Raw genomic sequence first — 18,112 nt, 5'->3', positions numbered from 1 at the left:
GTATCGGCATACGTATAAACACCTAAGGGGTTGGTGTGCCGTTGGCTGGGGTGGACGCGCATGGCGTCAGCCCGCGTGTGGGCGGTCGCATCGTGCAGGCAGCGCGGGACGCGCGAAGGCGGCTCGCCGGCCAATCCGCCCACGGCGCACGAATCTTGCTGCCGCGCTGGCAGGCCCGCTCGCGCTTCGCGGCGGCCCGCCTGCAACAAGGAGAACAACAATGCCCGCCATGCATGAACGCAGCACGCTGCGCGTGGACGTTCCGTTTGATTGGCGCATCGCAGCATGAAAAAGCCCACGCCCCGCGGTGCCGCCGAAGCTCTTGCAGCCGCCGTCGCGAGTTCGACCGTGCGGCTGCGCCACGTCGACGACCGCCGCCCCGGCTACACGCGTCGGCGGCTGCGCAACGGTTTTGCGTACTACACGAAGGACGGTGAACGGATCCGCGACGCCGACGAAATCGCCCGCATCAAAGCGCTCGCGATTCCGCCCGCGTACACCGACGTGTGGATCTGCACGGACCCCAACGGCCATTTGCAGGCGACCGGCCGCGATGCGCGGGGACGCAAGCAATATCGCTATCACCCGCTGTGGCGCGAGACGCGCGACGCGAACAAGTACGCGCGGATGGCGGCATTCGCCCGCGCGCTGCCGCGCATCCGCGCGCGTGTCGACCGCGATCTCGCGCTACCCGGGATGCCGCGCGACAAGATCGTCGCGACGATCGTGCGGCTGCTCGACACGACGCTCGCGCGGATCGGCAACGCCGAGTACGCGCGCGAGAACGCGTCGTACGGGCTGACGACGCTGCGCAAGCGCCACGTGACGATCCGGCCGGGACAGGTGCGCCTGCGCTTCACGGGCAAGAGCGGCATCGAGCACGACGTGACCGTCGAGGATCCGCGCATCGGCCGGATCGTGCGGCGCTGCGCGGAGCTGCCGGGGCACGAGCTGTTCCAGTACCTGGACGACGACGGCGTGCGCCATTCCGTCGGCTCGTCCGACGTGAACGACTATCTGCGCGACGCCGCGGGCGCGGAGTTCACCGCGAAGGATTACCGGACGTGGGCGGGCAGCGTGCAGGCGCTTGCGCTGTTGAGGCGCATCCCGCATCAGGGCGTCACGCATGCACGCAAGCAGATCGTCGAGACGGTGCGGACCGTCGCCGACATCTTGCGCAACACGCCGGCCGTGTGCCGGCGCTGCTACATCCATCCGGTGGTGCTCGATACGTTCGAGGCCGGGTTGCTCGCGACGCTGGAAGTGCGCCGCACGCCGAGAGGGCTGCGTGCGGATGAGGCGGCGTTCGCGGCGTTGCTCGAGCAGGCGGCGCGGCAATCGAGGAAACGATCGAGCAAGTGACGCGCGCCGATCACGCGTCCCGTCCCGCTCAGCGCCCGATCGAATTGGCCACACTACGAAAGATCAGCGGACGCTCGTCCTGCCGCCCTGCCCGCCGTGCGAATTGCACCACCTGCTCGACCCGACCGTGATGGGCCGACTTCGCGCACACCGGATCGGCCTCCGCCGGATCGCCCGCCAGCATGTACGCCTGGCACCGGCACCCGCCATGATCGGTATGGCGCTCGTCGCAGGTGCGGCACGGGTCGCGCATCCAGCCGTCGCCGCGAAACGCGTTGAACGCGTCGCTGTCGTACCAGATCTCCTTCAACGAGCGGTCGCGCACGTTCGGCAGCACGAGGCCGGGCAACCCGCGCGCGGCGTGACACGGCAGCGCGGTGCCGTCCGGTGCGACGCCGAGGAACACCGAGCCCCAGCCGTTCATGCAGGCCTTCGGCCGCTGCTCGAAGTAGTCGGGCACGACGAACAGGATCTTGCATCGTTCGCCGACGAGCTTGCGGTAGCGGTTGACCGTTTCCTCCGCTTCGCGCAGCTGTTCGGCGGTCGGCATCAGCTGGTCGCGATTCAGCATCGCCCAGCCGTAGTACTGCGTATTCGCGAGTTCGAGAAAATCCGCGCCGAGGTCGAGCGCCATCTCGATGATCTGGCCGACGTGCGGCAGGTTGTACCGGTGCAGCACGCAGTTCAGCACCATCGGATAGCCGTGCGCCTTGATCAGCCGTCCGACGTCGCGCTTGAGGTCGAAGGTGCGCGTGCTGGTCAGGAAATCGTTCAGCTCGCGCGTCGAATCCTGCAGCGACAGCTGGATATGATCGAGCCCGGCCGCCTTGAGCCGATCGATGCGCGTCGCGTTCAGACCGACGCCCGACGTGATCAGGTTGGTATAGAAACCGAGCGATCGCGCATGCTGGACCAGCACCTCCAGGTCGTCGCGCTGCAGCGGCTCGCCGCCGGAAAAGCCGATCTGCGCGGCGCCGAGCGCGCGCGCGTCGCTGATCACCGTGCGCCATGCGTCGGTATCGAGTTCCGCGCCGTGCGTCGCGAAATCGACCGGGTTGTAGCAGAACGCGCAGTGCAGCGGACAGCGGTACGTGAGTTCGGCGAGCAGCCACAGCGGCGTGGACGGCCGGGTCGGTGCGGGTGTCGTGTCCATGTCAGTCGAGCCAGCCGCGCAGTCGCGCATGATCGAGGAAGCGGTAGACGTCCGACGCGAGGTCCGACGTGCTGAACAGCCGCTCGAGTTCGTCGATGATGTCGTCGAGCTCGCGCGTGCCGTCGCAGCGCGCGAGGATCTCGCCCGCGCTCGGATTGAGCCGGACCATGCCTTCCGGATACAGAAGCACGTACGCATCCTGGGCCGCCTCCCACTGCAGGCGGTACATGCCCCTCAGCGAGGGGCGCAGCGGCACGCCGCTGACGACGTCGTTGGAGTTCATACGGGGTACGCCTTTTCAATCGCGTCGAGCATCGACCACAGCACATCCAGCTTGAACGACAGGATGTCGAGCGCGCGCCGTTGCGCGTCCGGTGTCGTGAAATGGTTCAGCGTGACCGCGAGCCCGTGCTCGACGTCGCGCTGCGCGAGCGGCACGCGGCTACGGAAATACTGCAGCCCGTCCGCCTCGATCCACGGATAGTGGGACGGCCAGCCCGCGAGCCGGTCGAGATGGATCTGCGGCGCGAACATCTCGGTCAGCGACGAGCACACGGCTTCCTGCCACGGCGCACGCCGCGCGAAATTCACGTACGCGTCGACCGCGAACCGCACGCCGGGCAGCACGTGCACGAGCGACCACAGTTCCGCGCGCTCGATGCCGACCGCTTCGCCGAGCCGCGCCCATGCCTCGATCCCGCCTTCCTGCCCGCCGTGACCATCGTGATCGAGAATCCGCTCGACCCACAGCCGGCGCGTCTCGCGGTCCGGGCAATTGGACAGGATCGCCGCGTCCTTCAGCGGAATGCTGATCTGGTAGTAGAAGCGGTTCGCGACCCAGCCGCGGATCTGCTCGGGCGAGCACGCGCCGGTATTCAGGCGCCGGTTGAACGGGTGATGGATGTGGTAGCGCGATTCGAGCGCGCGCAGACGCGCCTCGAACTCCTGCGCACTCCAGGGCGTCGCGTGTAGCGCCGCGGCGGGAATCGGTGCGTTCATCGTCAGATCTCGAGTTGCATGCCGTCGTGGGCGACCTCGATCCCGTGCTCGCGCAACTGCGCACGCTGCGCGGAACCGGGGTCGAGAATCGGATTCGTGTTGTTGATGTGCGTGAGCACCTTGCGCGTATGCGCGGGCAACGGCCGCAGCCGATCGATCATCCCCGGCTGCGCCGCGTCGCCACACTGCGCGAGATGGCCCATCTCGGCCGCGTGCTTCGACGACAGGCCGAGGTCGATCATTTCCGTGCCGGTCCAGAACGTGCCGTCCACCAGCACGAGATCGGCGTCGCGCATCGCGGCGCGCACGTCGTCGTCGACGTCGGCGAGCCCCGGTGCGTAGAATGCCTGGCGGCCCATGGCCGTATCTTCGATCAGGAGTGCGATGTTGTCGCCGGGAACGGCCGCCGCACGTCGCGGCGAATAAGGCGGCGGCTTGCTGTCGACGGGCACGGCGGTGAAGCGGATGCCGCCGGCGCCGGGAATCGCGAACGGTTCGCCCGGCACGATCGGGTGTACGTCGACGCCGCAGTAGTGGCCGAGCAGCGGCACGAGCGGCAGCCCCGTCGACAAATCGTCGAGCACGGGGGCGCTCGCGTACAGCGGCAACGGCGACGTGCGCTCGCGCAGCATCAGCAAGCCCGTCACGTGATCGATCTGCGCGTCGCACAGCACGACGGCGACGATCGCGCTGTCGCGGATCGCACGGGCCGGCTGCAGGTCGGGATCGGCACGCAGTTGCGCGAGGATGTCCGGCGACGCGTTCACCAGCACCCAGTCGACGCCGTCACCGCTGACCGCGATCGACGATTGGGTGCGCGGCACGATGCCGTCGGTGCCGGCCCGCGCGCGACGGCAGTTGCCGCAGTTGCAGTTCCATTGCGGCAATCCGCCGCCGGCGCCCGAGCCGAGTATCTTGATCTTCATCTGCGTATGCTCCCGGTGCCGCCCGCATCATGTCCGTCGATGCGGGCGGCACTGCGCGCGTCGATCAGCGGTTGGCGATGTACATCGTGATTTCGAAGCCGAAACGCAGGTCGGTATAAGCCGGCGTGGTCCACTGCATGATGTGTCTCCTTGTTGAGTTGGTGAGTCGATAACAACCGCATCGATCGAGCGGCCGATACCTATTCAGCAAGGAGCATGCCGGGGCGCGATTTGCGTCGCGCGGCGGCGCGCGAGGGCATGCGGCGGCCGCCGCGTGGTCACGCCACCGACATTCTTTCTATTTCCATACGCAGCAATTTCATCAACCTTGCACGGACGGTTGGCAGCATGTGTGTCCGGTTGAGCAGGTGTTGAATCCTTGAACACCGGGTGTTGCAACCTGACACACCCGTGTGACACTCGCGCCACCGTCAGCGCTCGTCGGGCTCCAGCGCCTCGGGCCCGGCGGCCGGCATCTTGCGGTAGATCGTGTTGCGCGACACGCCGAGCGCGCGTGCGGCGGCCGACACGTTGCCGCCATGGCGCGCGAGCGCGGCCGCAATCGCGGACGCGGCTACGTCCTGCAACCGCGCGTCGCAGGCCGCGAACGCGGCTGCTGGCGCTGGCGCGGCGAGCGGTGGCGGCGCGCAGGCGCCTTGTTCCGCCGGCCCGTCGTCGGGCCGCACGTCGTCGAAGAAATCGTCCGGCAAATGCTCGCAGCGGATCTCGCCGTCGTCGTCGACCATCGCGGCCGCCGTCCGCAGCAGGTTCGCGAGCTGCCGGAAGTTGCCCGGCCACGCGCAGCGCTCGAACAACGCCATCACGTCGGGCGCGACGCTCAACGGCCGGCGCCCGGGCCCCGACAGCGTTTCCCGTTGCAGCATCTTCTGGACGACCACCGCGAGATCCGTGCGGTCGCGCAGCGGCGGCAGACGCACGACGAGGCCGTTGAGCCGGTAATACAGGTCCTCGCGAAAGCGGTTCTGCGCGATCATGTCGCGCAGGTCGCGGTGCGTCGCGCAGATGATCGCGATGTCGACGCCGATCGCCTTCGTCGAGCCGAGCGGGTTGACGATGCGCTCCTGCAGCACGCGCAGCAGCCGCACCTGCAGCGGATACGGCATGTCGCCGATTTCGTCGAGAAACAGCGTGCCGCCGTTCGCCTGCAGCAGTTTGCCGGTCGCGCCCTTGCGGCGTGCGCCGGTGAACGCCCCCTCCTCGTAGCCGAACAGCTCGGATTCGATCAGCGTCTCCGGAATCGATGCGCAGTTGACGGCGACGAACGGCCCGTCGCGGCGCGGCGAGTCGTTGTGGATCGCCTGCGCGAGCAGCTCCTTGCCGGTGCCGGTCTCGCCGGTGATCAGCACCGGAATGTCCTTGCCGATCACCTTGCGGACCTTCGCGATCACCGCCGCCACCTGCGGATCGCCGGTGTCGAGATAGCTGAGCCGCGACAGGTTCGCCGCGCCTTGCGCAGCGGGCGGCCGCGCGGCCGGCATGGCGCCGTCGTGCACTTCGGCGGGCCGGCTGCCCTCGGCCCGCATCGCGCGGCGGAACTGCACGCGCGCGCAGACGACCGCGCCGTTGCCGAGGTTCAGCGACACGTGCGGCTCGGTGCTTGCGCGCATCCGGTCGATCAGCTGCGCGCTCGTCACGTCGAACAGCGACGCGAGCGTATGCGCGCGCAGCGCGGCGAGCGGCATCCCGAGCTGGAACTGCGCACTGCGGTTGGCCGACAGGAAACGGCCGTCCGCGGTGAACGCGACGATCCCTTCCATCAAGGTGCCGAGGAATTCGGGGCGGCCGTGGAACGACACCTGCAGCGTCTCCTGGAAAGTCGTCGTGAACAGGTGGTTCTCGATCATCTGCACCGACATCTTCGCGAGCGCCATCGTGTGCTGGTGATAGCTGCGGTGGTCGCCCGTCACGTCGAGCACGCCGATCGCGTCGCCGTACGGATCGAGGATCGGCACGCTCGAGCAGGTCAGGAAATGATTCGCGGCCAGGAAGTGCTGGTCGCCGTGCACGACCATCGGGCACAGCTCCGCGAGCGCGGTGCCGATCGCGTTGGTGCCCTGCCGGTTCTCCGCCCAGTTCGCGCCGGGGCGGAGCGCGACGCGTTCCGCGCGCCGCAGGAAATCGTCGTCGCCGATCGAATGCAGGATCAATCCTTCCGCATCGGTCAGCACGATCATGCTTTGGGTATTGACGATCTGCTCGTGCAGCGTCTCCATCACGGGCATCGCATGCACGCACAGCACGCGGTTCTGCTCGCGCTTGAGCGACAGCGCGGCGCCGGACAGCAGGTCGTAGTCGGGACGTGCCGACGCCTGCAGGCCGAACGTCTCGGACCGCTCATGGGACTTCTGGATCGTCGGCGTCGGCCAGCCGGGCGCATGCGTGGCCCGTGCGTTGGCCGTCGGATGAACGTCATCGCGCATTGTCTCCTCCGGGGATCCTTCCGGTCGCTGCCGGACTGTTTGTCCTGAATCAAGCAAACTTCGGGCCACGGTGGCTATGCTGCTTCAACCGTGCGTCGTGGATCGCTGCTTCGATGGCCAATGAAAGCAAGATGCAAGCAAGCGCCGGACGCTCGCGACGACTGCCGACGTGAGAGGCATTGCGAATGCGGATGCACCCGTCGCCGTTACCGGATGATTCCGATCGTCGTCGCTGGCGCGATTCTGGCTTTGATGTCGGTCAAGCCACGGCTGGTTCGTGGTCCCCTGCCGCATCGGTCATTACCCTGATTCCGACGCCCCCGACGCCTCGACGACATGACGGCATGACGCACCGACGCCCTAACGCTCTGATGACATGACGCGCCGACACCCCGACGCCGCGACGACATGACGCGCCGACCACACCGACCGCGCCGCGCTACTTCCGCCTCCCCGTCCGCCCTGTCCCGCGACGCATGCCGGATCGCGTGGACCGAAGTCGGCAATCCGCGCGGGCAGCCCGTCGTCGTGCTGCACGGCGGCCCCGGCAGCGGCAGCCGACCGGCAGCGGTGCTGCATTTGTTCGATCTGACGCGGACGCGCGTCGTGCTGGTCGACCAGCGCGGCGCGGGCGCGTCGACGCCGCGCGGCGGCCTGCGTCATAACAACACGATGCGGCTGATCGGCGACCTCGACGCGCTGCGCGCGCAGCTCGGCATCGCGCGCTGGGGTGTCGTCGGCGGATCGTGGGGCGCGGCGCTCGCGCTCGCGTATGCGGGACGGCATCCATCGCGCGTGACCGGCGTCGTGCTGCGTGGGTTGTTCCTCACGTCGACGCGCGAAGTGCACGGCCTGTTCATCGGTGCACGCGCGCTGGCACCTCGGGAATGGCAGCGCCTGACCGCTGCCGCCGGCACGACGCGGGCCGATCGCCTGATCGGCTGCTGCGCGCGGCGTCTGCAGCCGGGCGCCGGCGCGGCGCGGCAACGCGCGGTCGCGCTCGCATGGAGCGCATATGAAGACGCGATCCTGACCGGGCGGCCGGCACGCGGGGCGCGCCCGACCCAACGCTCCGTCGACCGGCTGATCGACAAATACCGGATCCAGGCGCATTACCTACAACGTGCGTGCTGGCTCGGCGAGCGTCGGCTGCTCGCGCTGGCGCGAGAGGCCGCACGGGCCGGCGTGCCGTTGCATGCCGTGCACGGCACGCGCGACCGCGTGTGCCCGGTCGACAACGTCGACCGTCTCGCACGCGCGGTGCCGGCCGCCATCGTCGAACGCGTGCAGGCCGGGCATTTAGCGAGCGACGCTGCGCTCGCGCATGGCGTCGCGCAGGCGGTGCGTGAAATGCTGACCGGCACCGCGGACGCACCACCGCATGCCGAATTGCCCGCTCAGTCCCACGCATAGCGCGCGCCAGGCGACGAAGTGGCGCTTCGACGCTTCGGCTTCCTTTATCTCCATGTCGCCTCTCGCCATTTATTTATGTCGTTATCCGTAACGATGCAGGGACGTCAATCGATGCTGCTTTGATTGGCCGGAGCGTCGAAGGGCATCGGAACGATCATCGCGCTGTGTCATCGCACGCGATCGTTTGAGGTCGACAGCGGCAAGAAGCATACCGACACATGCACCGGCTAGCCGGCGGCATGCGGCCGCTGCCACGCGACGGCGCGCGGCGCGTCCCTCTTGCTGTCCGTGTCACCGCAGTCGCACCTGTATCGATCTGGATCAGTGACGCAGCAACCGGTCGCCACGCACGCGTCGCGTGCACGGGCCCAGAGCTGCCGGTAGCGTGCGCATCGTCGCCGGCACGACACCGTGCGCGCCCCCTGCGCTCCGTCGATGGCGATCGCGAGCTTTGCTCCGCACGCGCACGCCTCCAAAGACCGCACCGAATGAACACGCGCCATCGCACGCGACGCGCCGCGCACCGCCCAGACCCACTGTCATGTTTCGCAACACTCCGCCCGCGACTGTCCCCGAACGCAACACCCGCGGATCGCCCGCGCTGCGCCGCATGCGTCGCGACCACGCGCCCAATCGGCCGCTACGCCTTGCGTGGCAACGCTTCCGCCGCAATGGCATGCGATTTGCGTGACTGGCTGCGCACTGGACCCGGATCCCCACCCTTGCCGGCCCGGCCATGAGTTGGCCGCGGTGCGACCACAATGACTCAGGAGACAACCATGAAAAAACTCTCGGCTTCGACGCGCCGACTGGCAACCATCGGAATCGCGGCAGCCGTCGCCATCGCCTTGAATCCCGGCCTCGTGGACGCCGCCGCCGATTATCCGGCCGTCACGTACCAGCGCCTCACGGACGCGCAACGCGATCCGGGCTGGCTCACCTACTACCGCACATACAACGGCCAGTCGCATTCGCCGCTCAAGCAGATCGACCCGTCGAACGTGAAGCAGCTCACGCAGGCGTGGAGCTACAAGTTTCCGGCCCAGTTGAAGCAGGGTTTCGAAGCCACGCCGATCGTCAACGGCCGCTACCTGTTCGTGACCACGCCGAAGGACAACGTATACGCGTTCGACGCGGCCACCGGCGCGCAGCTGTGGAAATACGAACCGAAGCTCGGCGCGGAATCGTTCAAGACGGCCTGCTGCGACGTCGTGAACCGCGGCGTCGCGCTGTACGGCAAGAACGTCTACGTCGCGATGCTGAGCGGCGAAGTGGCCGCGCTCGATGCGCAGACCGGCGCGCTCGTGTGGAAGAAGCAGATGTTCGAGCCGGGCCTCGGCTACTCGTTCTCGCTCGCGCCGCTCGCGATCGACGGCGCGATCGTGGTCGGCAGCTCGGGCGGCGAGTACGGCGCGCGCGGCTTCATCGCCGCGTTGAGCCCGAACGACGGCGCGCTGCTGTGGAAGCGCTACACGATCCCCGGCCAGGGCGAGAAGCACGCCGATACCTGGCCCGACGGCATGCAGGCGCACGGCGGCGCACCGGCCTGGCTGACCGGCACCTACGATGCGGCGACGCGCACGCTGTACTGGGGCGTCGGCAACCCGGGGCCGTGGCTCGCGGATCTGCGCCCGGGCGACAACCTGTACTCCGATTCGCTGCTCGCGCTCGACCCGAAGAACGGCGACCTCAAGTGGCACTATCAGTACACGAAGCACGACACCTGGGACTACGACGGCGTCAACACGCCGGTGCTCGCGACGATCAAGTACAAGGGCAAGGAACACGACGCGATCATCCACGCGGACCGCAACGGCTACTTCCACGCGATCGATCGCGACACCGGCAAGCTGATCTATGCGGAACCGTTCGTGAAGGCGACCTCGGTCACCGGCTACACGGAAGACGGCGCGCCGATCCAGGATCCCGCGAAGTATCCGAAGGTCGGCACGACGATCGACACGTGCCCGAGCTTCCTCGGCGGCAAGAACTGGTGGTCGGTGTCGTACGACCCGCAACGCCATCTCGCGATCGTGCCGTCACTGCATGCGTGCATGAGCCTGTCGGGCAAGTCGGTCAACTATATGGAAGGGCTGCCGTATCTCGGCGAAGGCTTCGAGATCAAGCCCGAGCCGGGCAGCGAAGGCTACGGCGAACTCCAGGCGATCGACGTGAACACCGGCAAGAAGGTATGGAGCCACTGGAGCAAGCTGCCGTGGAACGGCGGCGTCGCGACGACCGCAAGCGGCCTCGCGTTCAGCGGCTCGCTCGACGGCCACCTGTACGCATTCGACGTGTCGACCGGCAAGGTGCTGTGGGAAAGCCCGAAGCTGGCGAGCGGGATCATCGCGCAGCCGTCGGTGTTTGAAGTCGATGGCAAGGAGTACGTAGCGGTACTGGCCGGCTACGGCGGCGCGAACCCGATCTGGGGCGGCCCGATGGCCAAGGCGGCGGACGACGTGCCGCGCGGCGGCACGCTGTACGTATTCGCCCTCGACCGCGGCTGATCTCCACCCGGCCAACCGTATTGCGCCCGCGCCGACGGCGCGGGTGCCTCCCCCGTTTCCAACCGAGCGACGATCATGAACCTTCCACTTTCCCGTCTCGCCGTGGCCTGTGTGCTCGCGGCAGGCACGGCGCTGCTCCCGGTGCCGTCCACGGCCGCGACGCCGGTGCGCGTCTGCTCGCTGCCCGGCACGCCGACGGCTGCGCTCGACAAGGCCATCGCCCGTGACGTGTTCCGCACGGCCGGCATCGCCGCCACCTTCTCCGCGCACGACGCGGGCGGCAGCGACGACGACGGCGTGTCCGCGCACGAACTCGCCGGCATCCTCGAACGCGATTGCGACGTGCTCGCCGGCTTCCCGCGCTCGGCAATCGCCGATGCATCCGATACGAAGCTGCTGTTCTCGCAGGGCTATCTGCGCTCGGGCTACGTGAGCGTCACGCGCCGCGACGCCGGCACGCCGACGGCCGGCCGTGAAATCGTCGCGGCCACCTATGCGAGCCCCGCGCAGCTGATCGCGGTCCAGCAGAAGGACGCGCGCTTCGATCTCGAGAACACGTCCGAGCAAACCGTCGACGCGGTCGCCCGCGGCCGCGCGCATCGCGCGATCGTCTGGTATCCGGCGGTCGTCGCGTATCAGGCCACGCATCCGAAGCAGGCGTTCCGCATCGGCGCGACGTCGTCGCCGTATGCCGAGTGGCAGCTCACGTTCGCGTTCGCACCGCGCTCGGCCGCGCTGCAGCAGCGTATCGACGCGGCCCTCACGCAGATGAAGAACAACGGCCGGCTCGCCGCGCTGACCCGCAAGTGGGCGCTGCCCGGCAGCGCGCTCGAAGCGCACGAGTCGCATGAATCGCGCACGCCGGCGCGCTTCCTCGACGGCGCGACGGCCGCCGGCGGCCGTCAATCGGGCGGCCTCCTGCGGGCGCGCAACGCAACTGCCGGCGGCGGCTTCATCCGCGTCGCCGCGGGCGCCGGCGACCCTGCACCCGCGTTCGACGCCGCACAGGCCGCGCACGGCAAGGAACTCTACGGCAATGCGTGTGCGAAGTGCCACGGCGCCGACCTTGAAGGCAACACCGCGCCCGCATTGAGCGGCACGTCGTTCGCACCGCTGTCGCATTCGCACCTGACGATCGGCGGCGTGTTCGGCTACATGGCGACCAACATGCCGGCCGACCAGCCCGGCAAGCTCAAGGACGAGGACTACGCGGACCTGATGGCCTTCCTGCTCGCGTCGAACGGCTATATCGCCAGCAAGAACAAGCTGACGGCCGATGCCGCACGCGCGTCGACGGCGCCGCTCATCGCCGGCCCCGCCGCCCACAAGGACGCGAACGCGAGCCAGTAACACCGGGCAAGCGGCTTCGCCACGCGATGCGGGCCGCGCCCTTCCCCACGATTTCATCTCGACCAGGACACGACCGTGACGCACTCCACTTCCCGCAGAACCTTCATCGTCAACACCATCGGCCTGTGCGCCGCGCTCGCCGCCGGGCGCACCGCCTATGCGGCGCCGCCGCTCGTCGACGAGAACGACGCCACCGCGAAGACGCTCGGCTATCGCGCGCATGCGTCCAGCGTCGACCCCGCGCAGTTCCCGAAATACCAGGCCGGCCAGCGCTGCTCGAACTGCCGCTTCTACAAGGGCGAAGCGGCCGATGCGAGCGGCACGTGCCCGATGTTCGGCGGCAAGTCGGTCGCGGCGGACGGCTGGTGCAACGTGTATGCGAAGCGCGCGTGACGCGGCGCGCGACGGGATGCCGGCGCGGCGCGCGGCGGTGCCCACGGCCCGCCGCGACGACGGCGCAGCGCCGCACGCCGTCACGCACCTCCACGCACTGATCGCGACTGGCCTGTCGCGCGGCTTCGTCACGCGCGGCGACATCATCGACGGGCTGCCCGACGATGATGCGAATGACAGCGGCGTCGATGCGGTTGCGGCGGTGCTCGGCGAACTCGGCATCGCGGTGTGCGACAACGCCGATACCGCGAGCGGCTGGACGCTCGAGCGCTACTTCCGGCCCGCGCCGCCCGCGCGCGCATGGGCCGACGGCGCCGCCACGCTCGCCGCGGCGGACCTGCTCGCGCCGCGCACGACCGATCCGGTCCGGTTGTATCTGCGCGAGATGGGCACGACGCCGCTCCTCACGCGCGACGAGGAATTCGCGTACGCGCGGCGGATCGAGCGTGGCCGCTCCGCGTCGGCCGCGGCGCTGTGCGGCGATCCCGATGCGCTCGACGCGCTCGTGTCGATTCGCGTCGAGATCGCGCAATGCCGGACCGCCGCGTCGACCTATGTGATCTTTCTCGACGATGGCCCGCACGACGACACGGCGGCCGATCACGCCGAGGCGGGCACGTCGGCCACCGCCGCCGGCGAACCCGCGCGCGACGACGATACGGAGGCCGATACGCAGACCGAGGATTCGAGCTGGCGCGACGCGGTGGTGGCGCGGCTCGCACGCATCGATGCACTTGCGCACGGCATGCGCGCGGCACTGGCGTCCGGCGGCAGCGCGTGCGCCGCGTATCGCTCGCACGTACGCGACGCGACGGCACTGCTCCGCACCTTGGGCTTGTCCGCCCGCGCGCTCGAACGGATGAGCGAGCCGTTGCGCGGCCGCGCACGCCGGCACCGCGCGTTGCGCGGCCGACTGGAGCGGATGCTGGCCGACGTGGGTGTCCCGCCGTCGTTCGCGCACGCGGCCGACGACGATCACGCCGGCTGGCTCGCGTCATGCATCGCAGCACACCCGGCCTGCGCACCGACGTTGACGAGACGCGCGGCCGAGTTCGTCGATGCACGCGACGCGATCCTGCGCGCGGCCCCCGCATCGGAACTGCCGCCCGGCGCGACCGCGTCGCTCGATGCACGGCTCGGCGCGATCGAACGCGCGATGCAGCCGGCGAAGGCGGGTTTGTTCGATGCGAACCTGCGGCTCGTCGTGTCGATCGCGAAGCGCTATCCGGATCGCGGCCTGCCGTTCGCGGACCTGATCCAGGAAGGCAATATCGGACTGTTGAAGGCGATCGAGCGCTACGACTACCGGCGCGGTTTCCGGTTCTCGACTTACGCGACCTGGTGGATCCGGCAGGCGATCACGCATGCACTCGCCGACCTCGGCCGCACGATCCGCGTACCGACGCACACGGTCGACGCGCTGAACAAGCTGTCGCGACTCGCGCGCGAGCATCGGCAGCGCGCGGGCACCGCGGCGACGCCGGCCGAACTGGCCGTCCACATGGGCGAGCCGGTCGACAAGGTGCGCGAGCTGATGGCCATCGTGAAGGAACCGGTGTCGGCCGACGTGCCGGTCTCGCCGGAAGGCGACATGACGTTCGCCGACGTCGCGCCGGACACGACGACGCCCTCTCCCGAGGACGCGGCCGGCGCCACCCAGTTGCGCAGCACGATCGCCGCGGTGATCGACCGGCTGCCGCCGCGCGAGGCGATGGTCCTCAAGCTGCGCTATGGGCTGCACACGGACGAAGGCTGCTCGCTGCGCGACATCGGCCGCCAGTTGAACCTGTCCGCGGAACGCGTGCGGCAGATCGAGGCGTCGGCGCTCGCCCGCCTTCGCGCGTCCGACACGCTCGGTCTGCTCCGGTCGTTCATCGCGTAGTACTCGGCGGCATCGCGGGCAGCGCTCGTCACTAATCGCACGCCGTGTTGAAGCCTGCAACACGTCTGCTGCATTTCGACGCAAGCGGCAAGCCGACAGGTACACCGTCCGTCCTCATTACCATTGCTTTGCAGTGCAGATCGATCGACGGGAAGAGCACGGCAGAGAGCACACACGCCCGCTCCGTTCGAATATCCGCGCGATTGGCATGCAAGTTGCGTTTCAACCGTCAGGCCACACACTACGATTTCCATGGAGAACACCTTGACCGCCATCGTATCGATCCTTCAGGAACGCCGGATCTTCGAACCGACGGCCGACACGCGCGAACGCGCAACCATTTCCGGCATGCCGGCCTATCAGGCGCTGGCTGCCGAAGCCGAGCGCGATTACGAAGGCTTCTGGGCGCGTCTCGCCCGCGAAGGCCTTTCGTGGCACAAGCCGTTCACGAAGGTGCTCGACGAGAGCGACGCACCGTTCTACAAGTGGTTCGACGACGGCGAACTCAACGCGTCGTACAACTGCCTCGACCGTCACGTCGAAGCCGGCAACGGCGAGCGCGTCGCGGTGATCTTCGAGGCCGACGACGGCACCGTCACGCCCGTCACCTATGCCGATCTCCTCGCACGCGTGTCGCGCTTCGCGAATGCGCTGAAGAAACGCGGAATAGCGAAGGGCGACCGCGTCGTCATCTACATGCCGATGTCGATCGAAGGCATCGTCGCGATGCAAGCCTGCGCGCGCATCGGCGCCACGCACTCGGTCGTGTTCGGCGGCTTCTCCGCGAAATCGCTGAACGAGCGGCTCGTCGACGTCGGCGCGGTCGCGCTGATCACCGCCGACGAGCAGGCGCGCGGCGGCAAGACGCTGCCGCTCAAGAGCATCGCCGACGAGGCGATCGCGATGGGCGGCTGCGAAGCGGTGAAGAGCGTGATCGTCTATCGCCGCACCGGCGGCAAGGTCGACTGGCACGCCGGGCGCGACCTGTGGATGCACGAACTCGCGGACGCCGAGTCCGACACGTGCGCGCCGGAATGGGTCGGCGCCGAGCATCCGCTGTTCATCCTGTATACGTCGGGCTCGACCGGCAAGCCGAAAGGCGTGCAGCACAGCACCGGCGGCTACCTGCTGTGGGCCGCGCAGACGATGAAGTGGACCTTCGACTGGAAGCCCACCGACGTGTTCTGGTGCACGGCCGACATCGGCTGGGTCACGGGCCACACGTACATCACGTACGGGCCGCTTGCGTGCGGCGGCACGCAGGTCGTGTTCGAGGGCGTGCCGACCTATCCGGACGCCGGGCGCTTCTGGAAGATGATCGGTGATCACAAGGTCAGCGTGTTCTACACCGCGCCGACCGCGATCCGCTCGCTGATCAAGGCCGCCGAAGCCGACGACAAGGTCCATCCGAAGAGCTACGACCTGTCGAGCCTGCGCATCATCGGCACCGTCGGCGAGCCGATCAATCCGGAAGCGTGGATGTGGTACCACAAGCACGTCGGCCAGGAGCGCTGCCCGATCGTCGACACGTGGTGGCAGACCGAAACCGGCGGCCACATGATCACGCCGCTGCCGGGCGCGACGCCGACGGTGCCGGGTTCGTGCACGCTGCCGCTGCCGGGCATCATGGCCGCGGTGGTCGACGAGACCGGCCAGGACGTGCCGAACGGGCAAGGCGGGATCCTCGTCGTCAAGCGGCCGTGGCCAGCGATGATCCGCACGATCTGGGGCGACCCGGAGCGGTTCAAGAAGAGCTACTACCCGGAGGAACTCGGCGGCCGGTTGTATCTCGCCGGCGACGGCACGGTGCGCGACAACGACACCGGCTACTTCACGATCATGGGCCGCATCGACGACGTGCTGAACGTGTCGGGCCACCGGCTCGGCACGATGGAGATCGAGTCGGCGCTGGTCTCGCATGAGCTGGTGGCGGAAGCGGCGGTGGTCGGCCGTCCGGACGACACGACGGGCGAGGCGGTAGTCGCGTTCGTGGTGCTGAAGCGTTCGCGCCCGGAAGGCGAGGAAGCGGCGGCGCTCGCGAAGACTTTGCGCGACTGGGTCGGCAAGCAGATCGGGCCGATCGCGAAGCCGAAGGACATCCGCTTCGGCGACAACCTGCCGAAGACGCGCTCGGGCAAGATCATGCGGCGCCTGCTGCGCTCGCTCGCGAAGGGCGAGGCGATCACGCAGGACACGTCCACGCTCGAGAACCCGGCGATCCTCGATCAGCTCGGCCAGTCGCGCTGAATCACGAGGCCGGCACCGGGCGGCCTCCCCGACTTCCTCGACGCACGCGCGTTCCGGCGCCCATCCGGGTCATGAACGCGTCGCGCGCGGCCGACACCCTGCCGCGCACGTGCGTCCCGCCGCGCCCCACCCTGCGTGCGCGGCCTGCACGACGGACCCCGCCATGCGCGGCGTCCGTCACATCCCTGTTCGATGCATGGACGTACAACAACACTGGAGACATCCCAATGAAAAACAGAATCGTGATCGGTTGCGCCGCGCTGGCGGGCGCGATGGCCAGTAGCAGCGCCTTCGCGCAAAGCAGCGTGACGCTGTACGGCAACCTCGACGCCGCCTTGCTGTACACGAGCAAGACACTCGACGCCGCCACCGGCGCGAACGCCGGCCATCAGTTCGCGATGACCGACACCGGCATGACGCCGACGACCTTCGGGATGACCGGCACCGAGGATCTCGGCGGCGGCCTCAAGGCGAAATTCCAGCTCGAAAGCGGCTTTGCCGTCACCAACGGCGCGTTCGCGCATTCGAACGGCAACTTCTTCGGTCGCCAGGCGTGGGTCGGGCTCGACGGTGGCTTCGGCACGATCAAGGCTGGCGTGCAGTACTCGCCGTTCCTGCTCGCGATCTTCGATTCGGATCCGCGCAACTTCTCGCACTTCGGCAGCGGGCTGATCAACTACGTCGACAACGTGCTCGTGACGGGCCTGTTCAATCCGAACGCCGTGTCGTATACGAGCCCGACGATCGCCGGCCTTACCGGTAGCGCGATGTTCGCGTTCGGCGGCAAGGCCGGCGACTTCCAGGCCGGACGCCAGTATTCGGCGAGCGTCAAATACGAGCACGACGGCTTCATGATCAACGCCGCGTTCTACGACGGCAACGACGGCACCAACCCGACGCCGACGCCGAGCACCGTCGCGTTCGTCGGCCGCACGATCGGCGCCGCGTACCGGTTCGGCCCGGTCACCGCGAAGGCGTCGTTCGCGAGCTACAAGGTCGGCGGATCGTTCAGCAACAACGTATACGGCGGTGGCCTCGACTATCAGGCGACGCCGGCCGTCGACCTGAACGGCGGCGTCTGGTTCACCAGCGACCGCAACGACACGGCCAATCATTCGCTGCTCGCGGCCATCGGCACGACCTACAGCCTGTCGAAGGCCACCGCGCTGTACGCGCAGGTCGCGATGGTGAACAACCACGGCGCGATGAATACCGGGCTCGGGATCAACAACGCGCTTTACGCGGTCACCGGGACGACCATCGGCGCGAACCTCGGGATTCGCCACCTGTTCTGATGTGCGCGGGCGGTGGTTGGCTTCGTCGAACCGCCGCCCTTCGGCCTTCGCAGTCCGAAGCATCTTGCGTCGCGTTCGTCGCGTTCGTCGCGTTCGTCGCGTTCGTCGCGTTCGTCGCGTTCGTCGCGTTCGTCGCGTTCGTCG

At 68.4% G+C, this 18,112-nt stretch carries 14 protein-coding genes; 8 read left to right on the top strand and 6 right to left on the bottom strand.

The genetic code is table 11. The features are described 5' to 3' along the window. Positions 1 to 285: 285 nt before the first annotated feature. On the top strand, positions 286 to 1,362 hold the full coding sequence (locus tag SB771_RS27400; RefSeq protein WP_175661703.1) for a DNA topoisomerase IB: 1,077 nt from the start codon (positions 286 to 288) through the stop codon (positions 1,360 to 1,362). Positions 1,363 to 1,390: 28 nt separating this feature from the next. Here the strand turns inward: SB771_RS27400 and pqqE are convergent, their stop codons facing one another. From pqqE to SB771_RS27370, 6 genes are all read right to left on the bottom strand, one after another. Further along, positions 1,391 to 2,515: a pyrroloquinoline quinone biosynthesis protein PqqE gene (gene pqqE / locus SB771_RS27395; protein WP_175661704.1), complete on the bottom strand. Its 1,125-nt coding sequence runs from the start codon at positions 2,513 to 2,515 to the stop codon at positions 1,391 to 1,393. A 1-nt stretch (position 2,516) separates the two neighbouring features. Continuing rightward, the gene (pqqD, locus tag SB771_RS27390) at positions 2,517 to 2,798 is read right to left on the bottom strand and encodes a pyrroloquinoline quinone biosynthesis peptide chaperone PqqD (RefSeq protein WP_012372245.1); all 282 of its coding nucleotides are present in this window, start codon (positions 2,796 to 2,798) and stop codon (positions 2,517 to 2,519) included. Further along, entirely contained in the window at positions 2,795 to 3,514 is a 720-nt protein-coding gene (gene pqqC, locus SB771_RS27385) for a pyrroloquinoline-quinone synthase PqqC (protein WP_175661705.1), read from the bottom strand. Before pqqC ends, pqqD begins: the two co-directional genes overlap by 4 nt. Positions 3,515 to 3,516: 2 nt before the next feature. Then, positions 3,517 to 4,440 carry a pyrroloquinoline quinone biosynthesis protein PqqB gene (gene pqqB / locus SB771_RS27380; RefSeq protein WP_175661706.1) on the bottom strand — a complete coding sequence of 308 codons (924 nt, stop codon included), beginning with the start codon at positions 4,438 to 4,440 and terminating at the stop codon, positions 3,517 to 3,519. A 64-nt stretch (positions 4,441 to 4,504) separates the two neighbouring features. Continuing rightward, positions 4,505 to 4,579 carry a pyrroloquinoline quinone precursor peptide PqqA gene (pqqA, locus tag SB771_RS27375; RefSeq protein WP_006410019.1) on the bottom strand — a complete coding sequence of 25 codons (75 nt, stop codon included), beginning with the start codon at positions 4,577 to 4,579 and terminating at the stop codon, positions 4,505 to 4,507. Between the two features lie 292 nt (positions 4,580 to 4,871). Then, positions 4,872 to 6,881, bottom strand: coding sequence for a sigma-54-dependent Fis family transcriptional regulator (locus tag SB771_RS27370; RefSeq protein ID WP_175661707.1), 2,010 nt, complete (start codon positions 6,879 to 6,881; stop codon positions 4,872 to 4,874). Between the two features lie 408 nt (positions 6,882 to 7,289). Between SB771_RS27370 and SB771_RS27365 the strand changes: the two genes are divergently transcribed. The 7 genes from SB771_RS27365 (at position 7,290) to SB771_RS27335 (ending at position 17,968) form a co-directional block, all read left to right on the top strand. Next, positions 7,290 to 8,294, top strand: coding sequence for an alpha/beta fold hydrolase (locus SB771_RS27365; protein WP_175661708.1), 1,005 nt, complete (start codon positions 7,290 to 7,292; stop codon positions 8,292 to 8,294). A 779-nt stretch (positions 8,295 to 9,073) separates the two neighbouring features. Further along, positions 9,074 to 10,801, top strand: a complete 1,728-nt coding sequence (locus SB771_RS27360) for a methanol/ethanol family PQQ-dependent dehydrogenase (protein ID WP_011661037.1) — start codon at positions 9,074 to 9,076, stop codon at positions 10,799 to 10,801. A 75-nt stretch (positions 10,802 to 10,876) separates the two neighbouring features. Beyond that, positions 10,877 to 12,151, top strand: coding sequence for a c-type cytochrome (locus SB771_RS27355; RefSeq protein WP_175661709.1), 1,275 nt, complete (start codon positions 10,877 to 10,879; stop codon positions 12,149 to 12,151). Positions 12,152 to 12,226: 75 nt separating this feature from the next. Continuing rightward, a complete protein-coding gene (locus SB771_RS27350) occupies positions 12,227 to 12,544 on the top strand; it encodes a high-potential iron-sulfur protein (RefSeq protein ID WP_105830906.1) in 318 nt (105 codons plus the stop codon). Positions 12,545 to 12,560: 16 nt separating this feature from the next. Next, positions 12,561 to 14,426, top strand: a complete 1,866-nt coding sequence (locus tag SB771_RS27345; protein WP_175661729.1) for a sigma-70 family RNA polymerase sigma factor — start codon at positions 12,561 to 12,563, stop codon at positions 14,424 to 14,426. Between the two features lie 252 nt (positions 14,427 to 14,678). After that, the gene (gene acs, locus SB771_RS27340; protein ID WP_175661710.1) at positions 14,679 to 16,673 is read left to right on the top strand and encodes an acetate--CoA ligase; all 1,995 of its coding nucleotides are present in this window, start codon (positions 14,679 to 14,681) and stop codon (positions 16,671 to 16,673) included. A 227-nt stretch (positions 16,674 to 16,900) separates the two neighbouring features. Continuing rightward, positions 16,901 to 17,968: a porin gene (locus tag SB771_RS27335; protein WP_175661711.1), complete on the top strand. Its 1,068-nt coding sequence runs from the start codon at positions 16,901 to 16,903 to the stop codon at positions 17,966 to 17,968. Positions 17,969 to 18,112 lie beyond the last annotated feature (144 nt).

This window comes from Burkholderia sp. SIMBA_051 (assembly GCF_046534915.1).
Classification (GTDB): Bacteria; Pseudomonadota; Gammaproteobacteria; order Burkholderiales; family Burkholderiaceae; genus Burkholderia; species Burkholderia ambifaria.
Note: the sequence above shows the minus strand (reverse complement) of the source record. Positions and strands in the feature narration are given on the sequence as shown.